16 protein-coding genes are annotated in these 19,752 nt (G+C 68.9%); 6 read left to right on the top strand and 10 right to left on the bottom strand.

Annotation, left to right across the window (positions count from 1 at the left end; translation table 11 throughout):
* The first annotated feature begins 17 nt into the window (after nucleotides 1-17).
* The 3 genes from gatA to ACM26W_RS07255 are packed head-to-tail and all read left to right on the top strand — an operon-like array spanning nucleotide 18 to nucleotide 3,500.
* Nucleotides 18-1,478, top strand: a complete 1,461-nt coding sequence (gene gatA / locus ACM26W_RS07265; RefSeq protein WP_416140160.1) for an Asp-tRNA(Asn)/Glu-tRNA(Gln) amidotransferase subunit GatA — start codon at nucleotides 18-20, stop codon at nucleotides 1,476-1,478.
* Nucleotides 1,478-2,932 (top strand): Asp-tRNA(Asn)/Glu-tRNA(Gln) amidotransferase subunit GatB, encoded by a 1,455-nt coding sequence (gene gatB, locus ACM26W_RS07260; protein ID WP_416140159.1) that lies wholly within the window; start codon nucleotides 1,478-1,480, stop codon nucleotides 2,930-2,932. Before gatA ends, gatB begins: the two co-directional genes overlap by 1 nt.
* A gap of 16 nt (nucleotides 2,933-2,948) precedes the next feature.
* Nucleotides 2,949-3,500, top strand: a complete 552-nt coding sequence (locus ACM26W_RS07255) for a cupin domain-containing protein (protein ID WP_416140158.1) — start codon at nucleotides 2,949-2,951, stop codon at nucleotides 3,498-3,500.
* A gap of 12 nt (nucleotides 3,501-3,512) precedes the next feature.
* Here ACM26W_RS07255 and ACM26W_RS07250 read toward each other — a convergent pair whose 3' ends face one another.
* The 3 genes from ACM26W_RS07250 to ACM26W_RS07240 all read right to left on the bottom strand — a co-directional run bounded on the left by ACM26W_RS07250 (nucleotide 3,513) and on the right by ACM26W_RS07240 (nucleotide 6,764).
* A complete protein-coding gene (locus ACM26W_RS07250) occupies nucleotides 3,513-3,683 on the bottom strand; it encodes a DUF6435 family protein (RefSeq protein ID WP_416140157.1) in 171 nt (56 codons plus the stop codon).
* Between the two features lie 154 nt (nucleotides 3,684-3,837).
* Entirely contained in the window at nucleotides 3,838-5,352 is a 1,515-nt protein-coding gene (locus ACM26W_RS07245; protein ID WP_416140156.1) for an aldehyde dehydrogenase, read from the bottom strand.
* Nucleotides 5,349-6,764, bottom strand: a complete 1,416-nt coding sequence (locus ACM26W_RS07240) for an aspartate aminotransferase family protein (protein ID WP_416140155.1) — start codon at nucleotides 6,762-6,764, stop codon at nucleotides 5,349-5,351. Before ACM26W_RS07240 ends, ACM26W_RS07245 begins: the two co-directional genes overlap by 4 nt.
* 222 nt (nucleotides 6,765-6,986) lie before the next feature.
* Between ACM26W_RS07240 and ACM26W_RS07235 the strand changes: the two genes are divergently transcribed.
* The gene (locus ACM26W_RS07235) at nucleotides 6,987-8,357 is read left to right on the top strand and encodes a glutamine synthetase family protein (RefSeq protein ID WP_416140154.1); all 1,371 of its coding nucleotides are present in this window, start codon (nucleotides 6,987-6,989) and stop codon (nucleotides 8,355-8,357) included.
* Nucleotides 8,358-8,486: 129 nt separating this feature from the next.
* On the opposite strand, the gene ACM26W_RS07230 is transcribed toward ACM26W_RS07235, so the two are convergent.
* From ACM26W_RS07230 to ACM26W_RS07220, 3 genes are all read right to left on the bottom strand, one after another.
* Entirely contained in the window at nucleotides 8,487-9,185 is a 699-nt protein-coding gene (locus tag ACM26W_RS07230; RefSeq protein ID WP_416140153.1) for a glycine zipper 2TM domain-containing protein, read from the bottom strand.
* A 183-nt stretch (nucleotides 9,186-9,368) separates the two neighbouring features.
* Nucleotides 9,369-9,551, bottom strand: coding sequence for a hypothetical protein (locus tag ACM26W_RS07225; RefSeq protein ID WP_416140152.1), 183 nt, complete (start codon nucleotides 9,549-9,551; stop codon nucleotides 9,369-9,371).
* Nucleotides 9,548-10,744, bottom strand: a complete 1,197-nt coding sequence (locus ACM26W_RS07220) for a glycine cleavage T C-terminal barrel domain-containing protein (protein ID WP_416140151.1) — start codon at nucleotides 10,742-10,744, stop codon at nucleotides 9,548-9,550. The genes ACM26W_RS07225 and ACM26W_RS07220 overlap by 4 nt, the downstream gene beginning before the upstream one ends.
* Nucleotides 10,745-10,997: 253 nt before the next feature.
* Between ACM26W_RS07220 and ACM26W_RS07215 the strand changes: the two genes are divergently transcribed.
* A complete protein-coding gene (locus tag ACM26W_RS07215) occupies nucleotides 10,998-13,565 on the top strand; it encodes a GcvT family protein (protein ID WP_416140150.1) in 2,568 nt (855 codons plus the stop codon).
* A 13-nt stretch (nucleotides 13,566-13,578) separates the two neighbouring features.
* On the opposite strand, the gene ACM26W_RS07210 is transcribed toward ACM26W_RS07215, so the two are convergent.
* Complete coding sequence (locus tag ACM26W_RS07210) at nucleotides 13,579-14,637, bottom strand: GlxA family transcriptional regulator (RefSeq protein WP_416140149.1); 1,059 nt, start codon at nucleotides 14,635-14,637, stop codon at nucleotides 13,579-13,581.
* A 232-nt stretch (nucleotides 14,638-14,869) separates the two neighbouring features.
* On the opposite strand from ACM26W_RS07210, the gene ACM26W_RS07205 reads away from it, so the two are divergent.
* Entirely contained in the window at nucleotides 14,870-16,615 is a 1,746-nt protein-coding gene (locus ACM26W_RS07205; RefSeq protein ID WP_416140148.1) for a formate--tetrahydrofolate ligase, read from the top strand.
* A 2-nt stretch (nucleotides 16,616-16,617) separates the two neighbouring features.
* Here ACM26W_RS07205 and ACM26W_RS07200 read toward each other — a convergent pair whose 3' ends face one another.
* The 3 genes from ACM26W_RS07200 to ACM26W_RS07190 are packed head-to-tail and all read right to left on the bottom strand — an operon-like array spanning nucleotide 16,618 to nucleotide 19,685.
* Entirely contained in the window at nucleotides 16,618-17,910 is a 1,293-nt protein-coding gene (locus tag ACM26W_RS07200) for an NAD(P)/FAD-dependent oxidoreductase (protein ID WP_416140147.1), read from the bottom strand.
* A 30-nt stretch (nucleotides 17,911-17,940) separates the two neighbouring features.
* A complete protein-coding gene (locus tag ACM26W_RS07195) occupies nucleotides 17,941-18,771 on the bottom strand; it encodes an ABC transporter permease subunit (RefSeq protein ID WP_416140146.1) in 831 nt (276 codons plus the stop codon).
* 2 nt (nucleotides 18,772-18,773) lie between these two features.
* The gene (locus tag ACM26W_RS07190; protein WP_416140145.1) at nucleotides 18,774-19,685 is read right to left on the bottom strand and encodes an ABC transporter permease subunit; all 912 of its coding nucleotides are present in this window, start codon (nucleotides 19,683-19,685) and stop codon (nucleotides 18,774-18,776) included.
* Nucleotides 19,686-19,752 lie beyond the last annotated feature (67 nt).

Genomic DNA, 19,752 nt, shown 5'->3' with positions numbered 1-19,752 from the left:
GACGGAGCCCCCGGCCCATGCATGACAAGACACTGAGCGAACTGGCCGCCGCCCTCACGGCCGGCGAGTTCACCAGCCGCGAGCTGACCGAACACCAGCTCGCCCGCATCGCGCGCCTCGACGGCGAGATCAACAGCTTTATCACGGTGACCCCGCAGCAGGCCCTCACCGCCGCCAACGCCGCCGATGCCGCCCGGGCGAAGGGCCAGGCCGGCCCACTGACCGGCTTGCCGCTGGCCATCAAGGACCTGTTCTGCACCGAGGGGGTGCTGACCACCGCCGGCTCGAAGATGCTGGCCAACTTCGTCTCCCCCTACGACGCCACCGTGGTGGAAAAGCTCAAGGCCGCCGGCACGGTGAGCCTCGGCAAGACCAACATGGACGAGTTCGCCATGGGCTCCTCCAACGAGAACAGCGCCTTCGGCGCGGTGAAGAACCCCTGGGAGGCCGGTGCGGTGCCCGGCGGCTCCTCCGGCGGCAGCGCCGCCGCGGTAGCCGCGGGTCTCGTCCCCGCGGCACTCGGCACCGACACCGGCGGCTCGATCCGCCAGCCGGCCGCCTTCTGCGGCATCACCGGCCTCAAGCCCACCTACGGCCGGGTGTCGCGCTACGGCATCATCGCCTACGCCTCCAGCCTCGACCAGGCCGGCCCCATGGCGCGCACCGCCGAGGACTGCGCCCTGCTGCTGAATGCCATCGCCGGCCCCGATCCGAGGGACTCCACCTGCGTGGCCCGCGGCGTGCCGGACTACACCGAGGAGCTCGCCGCCCCACTCTCGGGCCTGAAGATCGGCCTGCCCAGGGAGTACTTCGGCGACGGCCTCGACCCTGCGGTAGACGCCGCGGTGCGCGAGGCGGTCAAGGTCTACGAGTCGCTCGGCGCCACGGTGCGCGAGGTGAGCCTGCCCCACACCCACTACGCGATCCCGGCCTACTACGTCATCGCCCCGGCGGAGGCCTCCTCGAACCTGTCGCGCTATGACGGCGTGCGCTTCGGCCACCGCTGCCAGGCCCCCTCCGACCTGGTCGACCTCTACGCGCGCTCCCGCGCCGAGGGCTTCGGCGAGGAGGTCAAGCGGCGCATCCTGATCGGCACCCACACCCTCTCCGAGGGCTTCTTCGACGCCTACTACACCAAGGCCCAGCAGGTGCGACGGCTGATCCGTCAGGACTTCCTCGATGCCTTCGAAGAGGTCGACGTGCTGATGGGCCCGGCCTCCCCCACCCCGGCCTTCGACCTGGGTGCGAAGAAGGATCCGGTCTCCATGTACCTGCAGGACATCTACACCATCGCGGTGAACCTGGCCGGCATCCCCGGCATCAGTGTGCCGGCGGGGTTCGTGGGCAAGCGCCCCGTGGGCCTCCAGATACTCGGCACCCACTTCGCCGAGGCGCGACTGCTCAACGTCGCCCACCAGTTCCAGCAGGCCACCGACTGGCACCTGCGCCGTCCCGCACTTGCCGAGGAGACCACCTGATGCAATGGGAAACCGTGATCGGGCTGGAGGTGCACGTCCAGCTGGCCACCAAGTCGAAGATCTTCTCCGGTGCCTCCACCGCCTTCGGCGCCGCCCCCAACACCCAGGCCTGCGCCGTGGATCTGGGACTGCCCGGGGTGCTGCCGGTGCTCAACGAGCAGGCGGTGGCCATGGCCGTGCAGTTCGGCCTCGCGATCCATGCCGAGATCCCCGAGGTCTCGGTGTTCGACCGCAAGAACTACTTCTATCCGGACCTGCCCAAGGGCTACCAGACCAGCCAGATGTACCACCCCATCGTCGGCGCCGGTGAGGTGGAGATCACCCTGGATGACGGCACCACCCGGCGCATCCGGGTGCACCATGCGCATCTCGAGGAAGACGCCGGCAAGTCGCTGCATGAGGACTTCCACGGCATGACCGGCATCGACCTCAACCGGGCCGGCACGCCGCTGCTGGAGATCGTCTCCGAGCCTGACATGCGCAGTGCCAAGGAGGCCGCCGCCTACCTCAAGGCCATTCACTCCATCGTGACGTATCTCGGTATCAGTGACGGCAACATGGCCGAGGGCTCCATGCGTTGCGACGTCAACGTCTCGGTGCGCCCGGTGGGCCAGGCCGAGTACGGTACCCGCGCCGAGGTCAAGAACGTCAACTCCTTCCGCTTCGTCGAGCGCGCCATCGCCTTCGAGGTGGAGCGCCAGATCGAGCTGCTCGAGGACGGCGGCAAGGTGGTCCAGGAGACCCGTCTCTTCGATCCCGAGCGCGACGAGACCCGCAGCATGCGTACCAAGGAGGAGGCCAACGACTACCGCTACTTCCCCTGCCCCGACCTGCTGCCGCTGGTGCTCGACCGGGCCTACCTCGACCACCTGCGCGAGGCCCTGCCGGAGCTGCCCGACGAGAAGCGCGCCCGCTTCCAGACGGCGCTGGGACTCTCCGCCTATGACGCCGGGGTGCTCTCCGCGACCCGCGAGATGGCAGAGTTCTTCGAAGAGGTCAAGGACACCTGCGGCGACGCCAAGTCGGCCGCCAACTGGGTGATGGGCGAGCTCGCCGGGGCGCTCAACCGCGAGGGGCTGCCGATCTCCGACAGCCCGATCTCGGCGCGCCAGCTCGGCGAGCTGGTCGCCCGGGTGATGGACGACACCATCAACGGCAAGGCCGCCAAGCAGGTGTTCCAGGCGCTGTGGAATAGCCAGGGGCAGTCCGCCGACGAGGTGATCGAGACCAAGGGGCTCAAGCAGGTCACCGACACCGGCGCCATCGAGGCGATGATCGATCAGGTAATCGCCGACAGCCCCGCCCAGGTGGCCCAGTACCGCGATGCCGAGCCCGACAAGCGCGGCAAGATGATCGGCTACTTCGTGGGCCAGGCGATGAAGGCCTCGCGCGGCACCGCCAACCCGCAGCAGGTCAATGCGCTGCTCAAGCAGAAGCTCGACGCCCTGTGCTGAAGACCCAGGAGGCACCATGGCCGATGACGTGGGCGAGCGACTGCGCGCCCTGCGCACGCTGCGCGGCATCTCCCAGCGGGAGCTGGCCAAGCGCTGTGGCGTCACCCACTCCAGCCTGTCGCTGATCGAACAGGGCAAGGTCAGCCCCTCGGTCAGCTCGCTGAAGAAGATCCTCGACGCCATCCCGATGAGCGTCGGGGACTTCTTCACCCTGGACCTGGAGAACGGGCGCCGGGTGTTTTACTCGGCCGAGGACCTGGCCGACGTGGGCAGCGGCGATGTCATCTACAAGCTGGTGGGCGCCGATCGCCGCGATCGGGCGCTGGCCTTCATGGTGGAAACCTATCCACCCGGAGCCGATACCGGCCGCGAGATGATCACCCACCAGGGCGAGGAGGCCGGTGTGGTGCTCGAGGGCAAGATCGAGATCACCATCGGTGCCGATAGCCGTCTGCTGGGCCCCGGCGAGGCCTACTACTTCGAGACCAACGTACCCCACCGCTTCCGCAACCCCGGCAGCGAGCCCTGCCGGCTGGTCAGCTGCGCCACTCCCGCTCGGGCGTTCTGAAGCCACACGGCGTCACTCCTTCTTGAGCTTCTCGATCTCGGCGCGCAACGCCTCCGCCTCCTCGGTGAGCGAGGCGTTGGCGCGCATGTCGCCGTTGCGGGCGGCGTGCATCGCCTGCTCCAGCTTGCGCTCGTATTCCTTCTGCAGCTTCTTCGTCGGGTCTGATTTGAAGAGTCCGAACATGGGCCTGGCTCCTGTCGGGGAATGTCCTGTCAGGCTACTCGCCTCGCCGTCAAAAAGCGATGCAATAGCTATACAAATATTTTTCAACGTACATAAATGCAACAAGGCCGGCGCCTCTGGCGCCGGCCTTTCATGTCAGATCTGACAAAAGCCTTCAGGTCGAGAGCGACATCCAGACGCTCTTGAGCGTCGAGTACTCCTCCAGGGAGTGGTGAGACTTGTCGCGCCCGTTGCCGGACTGCTTGACCCCGCCGAAGGGCATGGTCTGGTCGCCGCCGGCCCAGTTGTTGACGAACACCTGGCCGGAGTGGAGCCGCCGAGTGACCCGCATGATGCGATCGATGTCCTGGCTCCACAGGCCCGCGGCCAGGCCGTAGACGCTGTCGTTGGCCATGGCCACCGCCTGCTCCTCGCTGTCGAAGCCGAACACCGAGAGCACCGGGCCGAAGATCTCCTCCCGGCCGATGGCCATCTCGGGCGTCACGGCGTCGAACACCGTGGGCGGAATGAAGTAGCCCGGCCCCTCGAGGGGCTCGCCGCCGACACGCAGCCGGGCGCCCTCCTCACGGCCCTTCTCGATATAGTCCAGGATGCGTCGATACTGCGCCTCGTCGACGATGGCCCCCATGAAGCTGTCCGGGTCCAACGGGTCGCCGGGCTGCATACGCTCGGCCGCCGCCACCACCTTGTCGATGAAGGCCTCGCGGATCGGGTTCTCCACCAACAGCCGGGAGCCCGCGATGCACACCTCCCCCTGGTTGTGGAAGATCGCCGCGGCGGCATGCTTGGCCACCCGGTCCAGGTCCTTGCAGTCGGTGAAGACGATATTGGGCGACTTCCCGCCGCACTCCAGGTAGACCCGCTTGAGATTGGACTGGCCGGCATACTGCATCAGCTGCTTGCCGGTGGCGGTGGAGCCGGTGAAGGCCAGGCAGTCGACCTGCATGGAGAGGGCGAGCGCCTTGCCCACGGTGTGGCCGAAGCCCGGCAGCACCTGGAAGACCCCGCGGGGCAGCCCCGCTTCCCTGGCCAACTCGGCCAGGCGCAGCGCCGACAGCGGCGACTTCTCGGAGGGCTTGAGGATCACGCTGTTGCCCGCGGCCAGCGCCGGGGCGATCTTCCAGGCGGTCATCATCAGCGGGAAGTTCCAGGGCACGATGGAGGCCACCACGCCCAGCGGCTCGCGCAGCACCAGCGCCAAGGCCTCCTCCCCGGTGGGGGCCACCTCGCCGTAGAGCTTGTCGATGCACTCCGCCTGGTAGCGAAAGCAGGCGATGGCACCGGCCATGTCGCCCAGCGAGCTTGCCACCGGCTTGCCCATGTCCAGGGTGTCGAGCAGCGCCAGCTCGTGCTTGTGGGCCTCCAGCAGGTCGGCCAGGCGCAGCAGCACCTTCTTGCGCCTGCCCGGGGCCAGGCGCGACCACTCGCCGCCATCGAAGGCCGCCCGGGCATGGCCCACGGCCAGCTCGGCATCGGCGGCGTCGCAGCTGGCCACCTCGGCCAGGGCCTCGCCGGTGGCGGGGTTGGTGGTGGTGAAGGTCTCGCCGCTGACCGCATCGACGAACGCATCGTCGACGAAGGCGCGGGTCTCGAGACCTTTCTCGAACGTCAGGGAGGCGGCCAGGGCCTGCCAGTCGGCATGGGTCTTCGGGGGGTGGGAGCGGCTCATGCGTGGCTCTCCTCCTGATGGTCGGTTATCGAATCGGCCAGCCGGGCCAGGGTATCGTCCAGCGCCGTGCGCGCCTTCGCTATCAGCTCGTCGATCTCCTCACGGGAGATCACCAGCGGCGGCGAAATGATCATGGTATCACCCACCGAGCGCATCACCAGGCCACCGGCGAAGCAGAGATCGCGGCACAGGGTGCCCACGCCCCGGGACGCGTCGAAGCGTTCGCCGCTGGCGGGGTCGACCAATTCCAGGGCGCCGATCAGCCCCAGCGAGCGCGCCTCCCCCACCAGCGGGTGCGCCTCGAGCGCCTTCCAGCGGCTGGCCAGGTAGGGGCCGAGCTCCTCGCGCACCCGTGCCACCACCCCTTCGGCCTGAAGCAGCTCGAGGTTCTTCAGCGCCACCGCGGCGCATACCGGATGGCCCGAGTAGGTGAAGCCGTGGAAGAACTCACCGCCCTCCTCGATCAGGGTCTCGGCGACCCGGTCCCCCACCAGCACCCCGCCGATGGGCAGATAGCCCGAGGAGAGCCCCTTGGCGATGGGCATCAGGTCGGGCGCCAGGTCATAGTGGTCGCTGCCGAACCACTCGCCCAGTCGCCCGAAGCCGCAGATCACCTCGTCCACCACCAGCAGGATGTCGTACTTGGCGAGCACCGCCTTCACCGCCGGCCAGTAGCTCGCCGGCGGGATGATGGCGCCCCCGGCGCCCTGCACCGGCTCGGCGATAAAGGCCGCCACCTGCTCCTCGCCGAGCTCAAGGATCTTCGCCTCGAGGGCCGCGGCGCACTCGCGGCCGAAGGCGTCGGGGTCCTGTCTTTCTCCGTCACCCGAGCGCCCCTCTTGAAACCGCCCTTCCTGAAACCAATAGGGCTGGCGCACATGGGCGATCTTCGGCACCGGGGGGCCGCCCTGGGCGTGCATGGGGGCCATGCCGCCGAGGCTCATGCCGGCCACAGTGGAGCCGTGGTAGGCGTTCTCCCGGCTGATCACCCACTGCTTGTCGGGCTGGCCCTTCAGCGCCCAGTAGCGGCGTACCATGCGCAGCACGGTGTCGTTGGCCTCGGAGCCGGAGCCGGTGAAGAAGACGTGGTTGATATGGGCGGGCGCCAGGCGGCACAGCGTCTCGGCCAGCCTGACCGCCGGCGGGTGGGCGGTCTTGAAGAAGCTGTTGTAGTAGGGCAGCTCGCGCATCTGCTCGGTAGCGGCCGCCACCAGCTCCTCGCGGCCGTAGCCGAGGTTGACGCACCATAGCCCCGCCATGCCATCGAGGATGCGGTTGCCGTCTGAGTCGTGAATATAGACCCCCTCGGCGCGCTCGATGATACGGCTACCCTCCTCGCCCAGCGCCTTGAAATCGGTGAAGGGGTGCAGGTAGTGGGCACGGTCCAGGGCCTGGTAGTCACGGGTATGCATGGGAGATCTCCAGAAGTCAGGATGCTAAGGCCGTCAGGGGGCTCTTCATCGCGCCTCTCCTCCTCAGAAGCCTGCCCAGTGTTATGTTTTAATCACCATAGCTACCTGGAAAAGGCTTTCCAAGCCGGGAAATCCCGCCTACACGTAAATTATTTGACAACACTGGGCACCCCAACAAGGATAGGAGCCACAATGATCACAAACAACGCCAGAGGTGCGCTCATGCCTGCTCCCGACGATGTCCGGGCCTTTCTCGACGCCCACCCGGAGATCAACAGCGTCGACCTGCTGATCAGCGATCTCAACGGCGTGATGCGCGGCAAGCGCATCCCCCGGGACAGCCTGACCAAGGCCTACACCAGCGGCATCGCCCTGCCCGCCTCCGTCTTCGCCCTGGACATCAACGGCCACACCATCGAAGCGACCGGGCTGGGCCTGGACAGCGGCGATGGCGACCGCCTCTGCCGGCCGATTCCCGGCAGCCTCAAGCCGGTGCCCTGGGTCTCCCGGGGCCACCAGGCCCAGCTGCTGATGACCATGGAGGAGTTCGACGGCACGCCCTTCTTCGCCGACCCCCGCCAGCTGCTGGCACGGGTGCTGGGGCGCCTGACCGCACTGGGGCTGACCCCGGTGGTCGCGCTGGAGCTGGAGTTCTACCTGGTGGATCGCGAGCGCAACGCCGTCGGCCTGATCCAGCCGCCCTGCTCGCCGGTCAGCGGCGAGCGCGCCAACCAGAGCCAGCTCTACTCCATGCTGGAGCTCGACGAGTACGCCGACTTCCTCGACGAGGTACAGGCCGCCGCCCGGGTCCAGGGGCTACCCCTGGATACCGCCCTCAAGGAGTGTGCCCCGGGGCAGTTCGAGATCAACCTGATCCACTGTGACGACGCGCTCGCGGCCTGCGACCACGCGGTGCAGCTCAAGCGGCTGATCAAGGGGATCGCCCTGCGCCACGGCTTCGAGGCCACCTTCATGGCCAAGCCCTATGGCCAGGAGGCGGGCAACGGCATGCACGTGCATATCAGTCTGCTGGATGAAAGCGGCCACAACGTCTTCAGCGAGGCGGGTGACGACCCCCTGAGCAGCCCGCGGCTGCGCCAGGCGGTGGCCGGCCTGCTGGCCCTGATGCCCGCCTCCATGGCGATCTGCGCGCCCAACCTCAATGCCTTCCGACGCTACCAGCCGGGCCTCTACGTGCCCATGGCCCCCACCTGGGGCTTCGACAACCGCTCGGTGGCGCTGCGCATTCCCGCCGGGGCGCGGGCCGCCCGGCGCATCGAGCACCGCGTGGCCGGCGCCGACGCCAACCCCTACCTGCTGCTGGCCGCCCTGCTGGCCGCCCTCCACCACGGCCTCAGCGATGCCCTCGAACCACCGTCGCCCAGCGTCGGCAACGCCTACGTCCAGACGGCCCCCAGCCTCACCAACAGCTGGCAGCAGGCCCTCGACCTGCTGGAGGCCGACGCGGTCCTGGGCGAGGCCCTGGGGCACGACTTCCTCCACGTCTACCTGGCCAACCGCCGCGCCGAGCGCGCCCACGCCCTGCAGGCGGTGAGCCGACTCGAGTACGACTGGTACCTGCGCCACGTCTGAGCGCTGGCCCCTCCCGGGGCTTGATCTCTCGATAGAGCGGGTAATGCGACGGGCACAGAAGCACCAACGCCCCCGGACCCGGGGGGGGGGGGGAACGGGGGCGTTGGTGGGCGGTCGCCGGAGGGTCGCTCAGCCCTCTCTCTCCGACTCGGCCTCCTGCAGCGCCGCCTGCCACTGCACCTCGCCCTCCACCACCGGGAGACGCTCGGCCTGGGGGGGGCTGTCCATTCGCCGGGTCAGTTCCTCGCCGTCGATGCGATAGGTGACGTCGTAGCCGAGGTGCTCGTCATGGCTCTCCATGACCGTCTGACACTCCCGCTCGGTCACGGTCCGCGACTGGGTCTCATAGCGCGTCTCGTAGCGGGTCTCGTACTGAACCTGAGCCCCCGCCTGGGCATGCTGACGAGCCTCGACGCGGTTCTGCGCCTCGCGGCCGGCCAGGCCGCCGCCGATGGCGCCGGCCACGGTGGCCAGCTTCTTGCCACTGCCGCCGCCCACCTGGTTGCCCAGCAGGCCGCCCACGATGGCCCCAGCCGCGGTACCCACGATGCGATGGGGATCCTGGCTGGCCCCGGGTCCGGAGGGCGCGGCCTGAGTGACGGGCACCTGAACGGGGACCTCGACCGGCACCTCCTCGCTCACCACGCGCGCCACGTCCTCGCAGACCTCACGCGGACGCTCCACACTGCGGGTCGCCGCATTCACGCCGATGATCTCGGCAAACTGCGGCTCGGGGGTACGATCCTGCTGGACCTGCCAGGCGCCGAAGGCCATACCGCCCAGCCCCAGCACGGCCAGGCTGGATCCCACGATGATCGACTTACTCATAGCTCTCCTCCTTGCGGGCGCCCGGGCGCCCGTCGCTGAAACTCGCATGGCTCCGGGCGAGGATGACTCGGTGGTTCGGTGATGGTGACGATGAGGGTCGCGGCGGGGCCTCCTGCGCCACCGCGATGCCGCCATTATAGGCGCCAACGCCGCCCACCGGGCGTCGCCGGCGCGGCTTCCCCATTATCTGACCCGCTGTCTCCAGCGAGCGACAGGGTGGGGATAGCCCCGGGGATCGCCGCCCACCACGAAGGCGTCCTCCACGCCCAGCGCCGCCAGGCGCTCCAGCAGCCCGATCAGATGAGGGCGGTCGCGCACCAGGCGGGCGGCGAGATGCGGCACCACCCGGAAGCCCGCCGCCGTCACCCCTTGGGAATCGCCTTGCTCGGGTCATGGAAGGGCTTCTCCACCACCACGGCGTCCTGCATCCCGGTATTGGCCTCGATGCGCAGCGGCATGCCCAGCACGGCGTACTCGATGGGCACCATGGCGTAGCCGATGTTGCGCTCCTGGCGCGGCGAGCGGGTGGCCGAGGTCACCTGGCCGATCCGCGCGCCGTCCGGGGCATGGACCGGGAAGACGTCGATCATCGAGCCGTCGGTGAAGTAGCCGACGCTGGGGCCGTCGATCTCCACCCCCACCAGCTGGCGCGATACCCCCTCGGCCTTGATCCGCTCCAGGGCGGCACGGCCAATGAAGTCGTCGTCGCCGCGCAGGTCGACCATCCAGTCGTAGCCCATGCCCACCTCGAAGGGGTTGGTGTCGTACCAGATGTCGCAGCCGAAGGCGAGGATGCCGCCCTCGATGCGGCGGATATGGCAGGGGCCGATCACCTGCATGCCGTGGGGCCGGCCGGCCTCGAAGACCCGCTGCCAGAGCGCCTCGCCATGCCGGCTGGCGTCGCGCAGGTAGATCTCGTAGCCGATCTCGCCGGAGTAGCCGGTACGCGAGATCACCACCGACATGCCGTCGAGCTGCGCCTCCATCAGGTGGTAATAGGGGATCCCCAGCACCGCCTCGCCGAACAGGTCCACCATCACCGCCTTGGCCCTGGGCCCCTGGACCTGCACCGGCGCCACGTCCACCTCCTGGAGGGTCACGTCCAGGCCGGCGTTGACCGCGAGGCCACGACACCACAGCAGGATGTCGCTGTCGGCCAGCGACAGCCAGAAGCGGTTCTCCTCGATGCGCAGCAGTACCGGATCGTTGAGGATGCCGCCGTCCGGGGCGGTGACGAAGACGTACTTGCACTGCCCCACCTGGCACTGGCGCATATCGCGGGGTACCAGCCGCTGGACGAAGGCGAAGGCGTCGGGTCCGCCGATCTCGATCTGGCGCTCCACCCCCACATCCCAGAGGGTGACGCCCTGCACCAGGGCCCAGTACTCATCCACCGGATCGGTATAGAGCCGTGGGTGGTAATGGTGGTTGTAGACGCTGTACTTGCGCACCCCGTGCCGCCGTGAGGCGTAGAAGAAGGGTGACTTGCGGATGCGCGGGTAGAGCAGTATCTCCGGTGCCGCCTGGATTTGCTTGATGCTCTCTAGTACCTGGGACATGGCCTGTCTCCTCGACGCTGAGCGGATCAGGAAGCGGCGCCGCGGGCCGCCTCTATCTGGAAGCTAGTGCTGTCACCGCCCCGCCGTCTCGCTGTGGACGTCAGCCACTTTGGTGCCGGCGACACCGGTCCCACGAGACTGTCGCCCAGACGCAAGAGGACGTCGCCGCGGGACAGCGAGTCCCGGGCCCCCTGCCTATCCTGAACTCGACGGCCCGCAGACCCCCGCAGACCAGAGCACCCAGGAGGCAAGCATGGCGACCCTTCCCCAGCAGGCGGACGCGGTGATCATCGGCCAGGGCGGCATCGTCGGCGCCTCGGTGGCCCATCACCTGATCGAGCAGGGCTGGACCGACCTAGTCGGTCTCGATACCGCCGCCATCCCCACCGATGTCGGTTCCACGGCCCACGCCTCGGACTTCTGCTATATGACCTCCCACGACCGCATGGCGTGCTACACCACCACCTACAGCCGCCGCTTCTACGAGGCCCTGGGCCACTATCACCGGGTCGGCGGCCTGGAGATCGCCCGGGTCGGCGACGAGGCGCGGCTCGCGGAGCTCCAGCGGAAGGTCGCCTCCGGCAAGGCCTTCGGCACCCATGTCCGCATGATCGACGCCGACGAGGCGGTGGAGCGCTTCCCGCTGCTCAATCGAGAGCTGATCCTGGGCGGGATGTGGGACCCCGACGCCGGCCTGGTCGTGCCACGCTCCCAGCGGGTCGCCGGGGTGCTGGTCGAGCGCGCCGTGGAGGGCGGCCATCTGCGGGTGTTCGCCGACACGCCGGCGCTTCGCATCGATGTCCAGGCGGGCCGTGTGTGCGGCGTAGAGACGCCAAAGGGCTATATCGCCACCCCCGTGGTGATTCTCACCGCGGGCATCTGGGGGTCGATCCCCGCGGCCACGGCCGGGGTGGCGCTGCCGCTGATGCCGGTCGAGCATCCGCTGATGTTCTTCGGCCCCTTCGACACCTTCGCCGGCAGCGGCCAGGAGATCGGCTACCCGCTGCTGCGCGACCAGGGCAACTCGGCCTATATGCGTGACACCGGCGATCCGCGCTCTACCGAGGGTGGCCTGCTGGAATGGGGCTACTACGAGCCCACCCAGCCGCGCCTGGTCCATCCCCACGACATCCTCTCCCGGGACCGGGCCCGCCTCTCCCCCTCCATGCGCGACCTGGAGGCCGACCAGGTGGCCGAGGCCTTCGAGCGGGCCATCGAGCTCACCCCCGTGCTCGGTGAACTGGGTTGGGACGAGAAGCACTCCTTCAACGGCCTGCTGTCGGTCACCTCCGACGGTGGCTCCCTGGTCGGCGAGGCGCCGGAGACCCGTGGCCTGTGGTGCTGTGAGGCGGTGTGGGTCAAGGACGGCCCGGGCATGGGCAAGGTGCTGGCGGACTGGCTGACCCACGGGCGCCCCGAGCTCGACCCCAGCGGCATCGACATCGCCCGCTTCTACCCGGTGCAGAAGACGCCCCACCACGCGTTCGGCCGCTGCCGGGAGATCGCGCAGAAGATCTACGACCCACCGGTGCATCCCCGCGAGCCCTTCGAAAGCGGCCGCGACCTGCGCCGCGGTCCCTTCTGGCCGCGAGAAAAGGAGCTCGGCGGCTACTTCATGGAGGCGGCGGGCTGGGAACGCGCCCACGGCTATGCCGCCAACGAGGCGCGGCTGGCGCACTACCTCGAACGGGTGCCCGAGCGCCACAACGAGTGGGACGCCCGCCACTTCTGGCGGGTATCCAATGCCGAACAGCTGGCGCTCTGCGACCACGTGGGCATGATCAACCTCTCCCACTTCGCCATCTACGATATCTCGGGACCAGACGCCGAGGCTTTGCTGGAGCGGCTCTCGGTGGCCAGGGTGGGCGGCGACACGCCCGTCGGCAAGGGGGTCTACACCCACTTCCTGGACGCCGTCGGCGGCGTCCACTCGGACCTGACCATCGTGCGCCTGGGCGTGGATGCCTGGCGGGTGATCTGTGGCGGCGATACCGGCCACCGCGACCTGATGTGGATCACCCGTCGCGCCGAGACGTTCGCCCTGACCCGCTGGCACTTGGAGGATCGCACCGACGGCCTGGCCACCCTGGGGCTCTGGGGGCCCAACGCCCGGCGCACCCTGCAGCGGCTTGCCGACGACCCCGAAGCGCTGGAAGAGGCAAACTCCCCCTTCGCCAGCGCCCGTGAGATCCGCGTGCAGGGCCTGCCGGTGTGGGCCTTTCGCATCTCCTACGTGGGCGAGCAGGGCTGGGAACTCTACGTACCCTTCAGCTACGGCCTGGCGCTCTGGGATCGACTCTTTGAGGCCGGGGTGATCCCGGTAGGTATCGAGACCTACGCCAATAGCCGCCGCCTGGAGAAGAGCCTGCGCCTGCAGAATGTCGATCTGCTCACCGACTACAACCTCTATGAGGCCGGCCTGGCCCGGCCGAAGGTGAAGGAGGCCGACTTCCACGGCAAGGCCGCCTACCTGGCGCAGCGCGGCCGCCAGCGGCAGCCGGCCACCCTCTGCACCCTGGTGATGGAGGATAACCACGACGCCGCGGGCACGCCGCGCTTCCCGGTGGGTCAGTCGCCACTGCTCGACCCGGAGAGTGGCGAGGTGCCGGTGGATGCGCTCGGCCGTCGCTCCTATGTCACCAGCATCGCCTACGGGCCCAGCCTGGGCTGCAATATCGCTCTGGGTTACCTGCCCACCGACTACGCCGAGGAGGGGCGCCAGCTGCTGATGGAGTACTTCGGCGAACACTACCCGATGCGCGTGGCCACGGTGGGCTATCGCGCCCTCTACGACCCCGAGAACCAACGCCCGCACGGCTGAATGGCGAAGTGGCTCAGGGCGCCTCGCCGCCCTGGGCCTTGCCTTGTGTGGCCCCGGCGACCGGCACGCCGGCGGCGGCCGCCTCGGCCTGGCGCGCGCGGCGCCCCTTGCGTTCACCGCTCGGCGAGTGGCCGTAGTGGTCGTGGTAACACTTGGTGAAATGCGGCGGCGAAATGAAGCCGCAGGCCAGCGCCACCTCGGTGATCGGTAGTTGGGTCTGCTGCAGCAGCAGTCGGGCCCGGGCCAGGCGCAGCTCCAGGTAGTACTTGAGCGGCGGCTTGCCCACGTAGCGCTGGAAGAGCCGCTCCAGCTGGCGGCGTGAGAGGCCGGCGTAGCGGGCCAGTTCATCCATGGCCAGCGGCTCCTGGAGGTTGGCCTCCATCAGGGTCGCCACCTCCTCCAGCTTGGGATGGCTGTGTCCCAGGCGCACCCGCAGCGGGCTGCGCTGACGATCGCTCACCCCACGGATCCGCTCGTGGATAAACTCCTCGGCGATCGCCTCGGCCAGCGCCAGCCCCTGCTGGCGGCCGATCAGGTTGAGCAGCATATCCAGGGGGGCGATGCCGCCGGAGCTGGTATAGCGGTCGCGATCCATGACGAACAGCTGGGAGGTGAAGGTCACCGCGGGGAAGCGCCGCGCCTCGTGGAGGCTCGAGAAATGCTCCCAGTGCAGGGTACAGCGATAGCCGTCGAGCAGACCCGCCTGGGCCAGCACATAGCCGCCGGTGCACACCGCCCCCAGGGGAATGCGTCGCTCGGCCAGGCGCTGCAGCCAGGCGAGGGTCCCGCGGTCGCAGTGGCGCTGGACCTCCACCCCGGCGCAGACCAGCAGCAGGTCCAGCGCCGGCATCGGCTCCAGGGCCTGATCCACCGCCGTGGCCAGGCCGTTGCTGGCCACCACCGGGGCACCGTCGCGGCTGACCAGATGCCAGGTGTAGAGCCGTCGGTCGGCCAGGTGGTTGGCCATGCGCAAGGGCTCCAGCGCCGAGGAGAAGGCGAGATGGGAGAAGCCCGACAGCAGCAGGAAGCCGATATCGTAGTGTCCATTGACCGGTATGCCGTGGAACGCCATCGTGGCTCCTTCCCGGGCAGGGATTACTGGCAGGGTAGACGAGCCGACCCGGCGCGGCGACGCCGCCTTCCTCCCTATTGACAGCGCGGAGCGACGGACAGTGTCATGTCCGTGATGGGCCGGCGTGTCGTTGCGACCAAGGCCGCTGACGTCGGCAGGCAAACTCGGCCACCGCACGGCGCGATACTGAGTCTAATCGCCGGCACGATCACCAGCCCCGAGGAGAACCACGATGGCACCCCGCTCCCCCGCGACTGACCGGGTCCCCTCGACCCCGCTGGACAATCTGGGCATCGCCCGCGCCGCCCGGCTCTGGCCCATCGAGGAGATCGCCCATCGCCTGGGGCTGCCCGGCGAGGCGGTGGAACCCTATGGGCGCGGCATCGCCAAGCTCGACCCGGTAGCCCTCTCGGCGCTGGCCGACCACCCGCGGGGACGCTACGTGGTGGTCACGGCGATCACCCCCACGCCCCCTGGTGAGGGCAAGACCACCACCGCCATCGGCCTGGTCCAGGGCCTGCAGCGCCTGGGCCACGTCGCCTGCGTGGCCCTGCGCCAGCCCTCCATGGGCCCCACCCTGGGGCTCAAGGGCGGCGCCACCGGCAGCGGCTACAGCCAGGTGCTGCCCATGGAGCGCATCAACCTGCACCTCACCGGCGATATTCACGCGGTGGGCGCCGCCCACAACCTGCTGGCGGCCCTGGTCGACAACCATCTGCACCACGGCCTCGAGCCCGAGCTGGATCCCCGGTCGATCTGCTGGCCGCGTGTCATCGACCTCAACGACCGCGCCCTGCGCCATATCGTGGTGGGGCTCGGCGGCCGCGGCGACGGGATGCCCCGCCAGAGCGGCTTCGAGATCACCGCCGCCTCCGAAGTGATGGCGGTGCTGGCCCTGGCCGACTCCCTGGCCGACCTGCGCCGACGGCTGGGCCGGCTGATCGTGGGCCTGGATCGCGACGGCGAGGCGGTCACCGCCGAGCAGATCGGTGCCGCCGGCGCCATGACGGTGCTGCTCAAGGAGGCGTTCAAGCCCAACCTGCTGCAGACCCTTGAGCACGCCCCGGCGCTGATCCACGCCGGCCCCTTCGGCAACATCGCCCACGGCAACTCCTCAATCGTCGCCGACCGCATCGGCCTGCATGGTGGCGACTTCCTGGTCACCGAGGCGGGCTTCGGCGCCGACATGGGCGCCGAGCGCTTCTTCAACATCAAGTGCCGCGCCTCGGGCCTGGTACCGGACGCCGCGGTGCTGGTGGTCACGGTGCGGGCGCTGAAGTATCACAGCGGCCGCCATCCTCTGGCGCCCGGGCAGTCGCTGCCCGCCTCCCTGCTCGCCGAGCACCCCGACGAGGTGCATGAGGGCGGCGCCAACCTGCTCAAGCAGATCGACGACATCCGCGCCCACGGCATCACCCCGGTGGTGGCGATCAACGCCTTCCCCGGCGACCATCCCAGCGAGGTCGCGGTCATCCGCCAGCTGTGCGCGTCGGTGGGGGTCAGGGCGGTGGTCGCCACCCATGTGCGGGACGGCGGCGAGGGGGCCCGACACCTGGCCGAGGCGGTAGTGGAGGCGATCGATGAGGCCGACGACGCCGGCAATGGCTTCCACTTCCTCTACCCCGACGCGCTGCCGCTGACGGAGAAGATCGAGCGCATCGCCACCCGACTCTACGGCGCCGAGGGGGTCGACTTTTCCCCGGCCGCCCGGGCACGCCTGGAGGCCTGGCAACGCCAGGGCCACGGCGAGCTGCCGGTGTGCATCGCCAAGACCCACCTGTCGCTGTCGTCGGATCCGAGCAGGCTCGGGGCCCCCACGGGCTGGCGGCTGCCGGTGCGCGAGGTGCGCCTCTCTGCCGGCGCCGGCTTCGTCTACGCCCTGGCCGGGGATATCCTCACCCTGCCCGGGCTCAATGCCTCACCCGCCGCTACCCGGCTGGATATCGACGACAACGGCGATACCGTCGGCCTCTACTGAGCTCAGAGGCCCAGCCTGTCGCGGGTGGCGTAGTACCAGGCGCCCAGGGCGGAGAGCGGCACCCGCAGCAGGCGCCCGCCCGGAAACGGCAGCTGGGGAAGCCCGGCGAAGGCGTCGAAGCGCTCGCCCTGGCCGTGCATTACCTCGGCGATCAGCCGGCCGGCCAGGTGGGTGCAGGTGACGCCGTGGCCGGAGTAGCCCTGGGCGTAGTAGACGTTGCCGTTGACCACCCCGAACTGCGGCAGTCGGTTGAGCGTCATCAGAAAGGTGCCGCTCCAAGCGTGATCCACCTTGACGTCGGCAAGCCCCGGGAAGGTGGCCAGCAGCTTGGGGCGGATCACCGCGGTGATATCGGCCGGGTCGTCGCCGCCGTAGTTGACCCCGCCGCCGAAGAGCAGGCGGTGATCGCGGGTCAGCCGGTAGTAGTCGAGCAGGTAGTTGCAGTCCTCCACCGCCTTGCCGCGGGGAATCAGCGCGTGAGCGCGCGCCTCGCCCAGCGGCTCGGTGGTGATGATCTGGGTGCCGCAGGGCATCGACCGGCCCTCGATCTCCGGCAGCACCCCGCGCAGGTAGGCATTGCCGGCCATCACCACCCGCTCGGCCTTGACCCGGCCGCGGGCGGTGCGCAGCACCACCGGCTCGCCGTGGATCACCTCCTCCACCGCCGACTGCTCGAAGAAGCGCCCGCCCAGGGACTCGACCGCGGCGGCCTGGCCCAGCACCAGATTGAGGGGGTGGAGATGCCCCCCGCCGTGATCCACCAGGGCGCCGACGTAGCGGTCGGAGGCGACCTCGCGCTTGACCGCCTCGCCCTCCAGGAGCTCCAGCTCCCGGTAGCCGTAACGCTCCCACAGCGCCTGGTGCTCGCGCAGGCCCTTGAGCTGCCGGGGGTTGCAGGCGGCGAAGAGGTTGCCGTCGCGCAGGTCGCAGTCGATGGCGTACTGCTCGATGCGGCGGCGAATGATGCGGCCGCCCTCGAAGGCCATGTCGCCGAGGGCGCGGGCGGTCTCGGCGCCGTATTTCGTCTCGATCACGTCCATGTCGCGGCTGTAGCTGTTGACCATCTGGCCGCCGTTGCGCCCGGAGGCGCCGAAGCCCACTCGGGCGCCCTCCAGCACCACCACCGAGAGGCCGCGTTCGGCCAGGTGCAGCGCCGCGGAGATGCCGGTGAAGCCGGCCCCCACCACGCAGACATCGCACTCGACCTCGCCCTCCAGCGCCGGGCGGTCCGGGGCGGGGTTGGCAGTCGCGGCGTACCAGGAGGCGACGTGCTCGCCGGCGGGATGTTCAATCATGACAGGGCTCCAGAGGCGTCGAAATGGCCATCAGGGGGCCTCCTGCTGGCGCAGTGCGGCCAGCCGACGCGACTCGCTGCGGCGCATGAAGTACCAGGCCAGGAAGGTGGCCAGCGATACCACCAGGATGATCAGGGTGGCCAGGGCATTGATCTTGGGCGAGACGCCCATGCGCACCGAGGAGAACACCACCATGGGCAGGGTGGTGGCCCCGGGGCCGGAGACGAAGCTGGCGATCACCAGGTCATCCAGCGACAGGGTGAAGGCCAGCAGCCACCCGGCGGCCAGCGCCGGGGCGATCACCGGCAGGGTGATCTGGAAGAAGGTCTTGACCGGCGGGGCGCCCAGATCCATGGCCGCCTCCTCGATGGAGCGATCCACCTCGCGCAGCCGCGAGGACACCACCACCGCCACGTAAGCGCTGCAGAAGGTGGTGTGGGCAATCCAGATGGTAGCCATGCCGCGATCCGCCGGCCAGCCGATGATCTGGGCCATCTGCACGAACAGCAGCAGCAGCGACAGGCCGGTGATCACCTCAGGCATCACCAGCGGTGCGGTGACCATGCTGGAGAGCGCGGTCTTGCCGCGGAAGCGGCCGAAGCGGGTCATCACGAAGGCGGCCAGGGTGCCCAGGCAGACCGCCATGGAGGCCGAGAAGAAGGCGATGCGCAGGCTGGTCCACACCGCGGCCAGTATCTGCCGGTCGCGCAGCAGCTCCAGGTACCAGCGTCCGGAGAAGCCCGCCCACACCGTCACCAGCCGCGACGAGTTGAACGAATAGACCACCAGCACCACCATCGGCAGGTAGAGGAACAGCAGCCCCAGGATCAGCATCAGCGTGGTGAACGACGGCTTGCGCATGCTCACTCCTGCAGTTCACGGGACTGATAGCGGTGGAACAGCGCGATGGGGATCAGCAGCAGCAGCAGCATCACCATGGCCAGGGCCGAGGCCACCGGCCAGTCGCGGTTGAGGAAGAACTCCTCCCACAGCACCTTGCCAATCATTACCGTATTGGGCCCGCCGAGCAGCTCGGGGATCACGTACTCCCCTACTGCGGGGATGAACACCAGCATGGAGCCGGCGATGATTCCCCCCTTGGAGAGTGGCAGGGTCACGGTGAGGAAGGTGTTGAAGGTGCGCGACCCCAGGTCCGAGGCGGCCTCCAGCAGGGAGTCGTCGAGCCGGGTCAGATTGGCGTAGAGCGGCAGGATCATGAACGGCAGGTAGGCGTAGACGATGCCCAGCATCACAGCGAAATTGGTATTCATCATGCGGATCGGCGAATCGATGAGGCCGACCCACAGCAGCAGATTGTTGAGCAGGCCGTTGTTGCTGAGGATGCCCATCCAGGCGTAGACCCGGATCAGGAAGGAGGTCCAGGAGGGCAGCATCACCAGCAGCAGCAGCACCAGCTGCCAGCGCGCCGGGGCCCGGGCCATGGCGTAGGCCATGGGGTAGCCGATCAGCAGGCAGAAGACGGTCGAGAGGAAGGCGATCTTCAGCGAGCCCCAGTAGGCCGCCACATAGAGCGAATCGCTGGCCAGGAACAGGTAGTTGCCCAGATTCAGGGCGATGTTGAGGGTCTCGGCCGTGACGTCGAGGATCGGCTGGTAGGGCGGCACCGCGATGGCCGCCTCCGACAGGCTGATCTTCAGTACGATGGCGAAGGGCGCCAGAAAGAACAGCGCCAGCCACACCAGCGGCACGGCGATGACCCAGCCGCGCCCGGGACGCAGGCGCCGTTTCAGGCGCTCGAAGGCAGTGGGTGTCATAGGCTCCTCACCTATTCCGGCCGGGGCTCAGGGGGCGCTCACTCATGCAGCACTCACTCATGCAGCA

Origin of the sequence: Halomonas sp. HK25 (assembly GCF_047795635.1) — a bacterium.
Classification (GTDB): Bacteria; Pseudomonadota; Gammaproteobacteria; order Pseudomonadales; family Halomonadaceae; genus Halomonas.
Note: the sequence above shows the minus strand (reverse complement) of the source record. Positions and strands in the feature narration are given on the sequence as shown.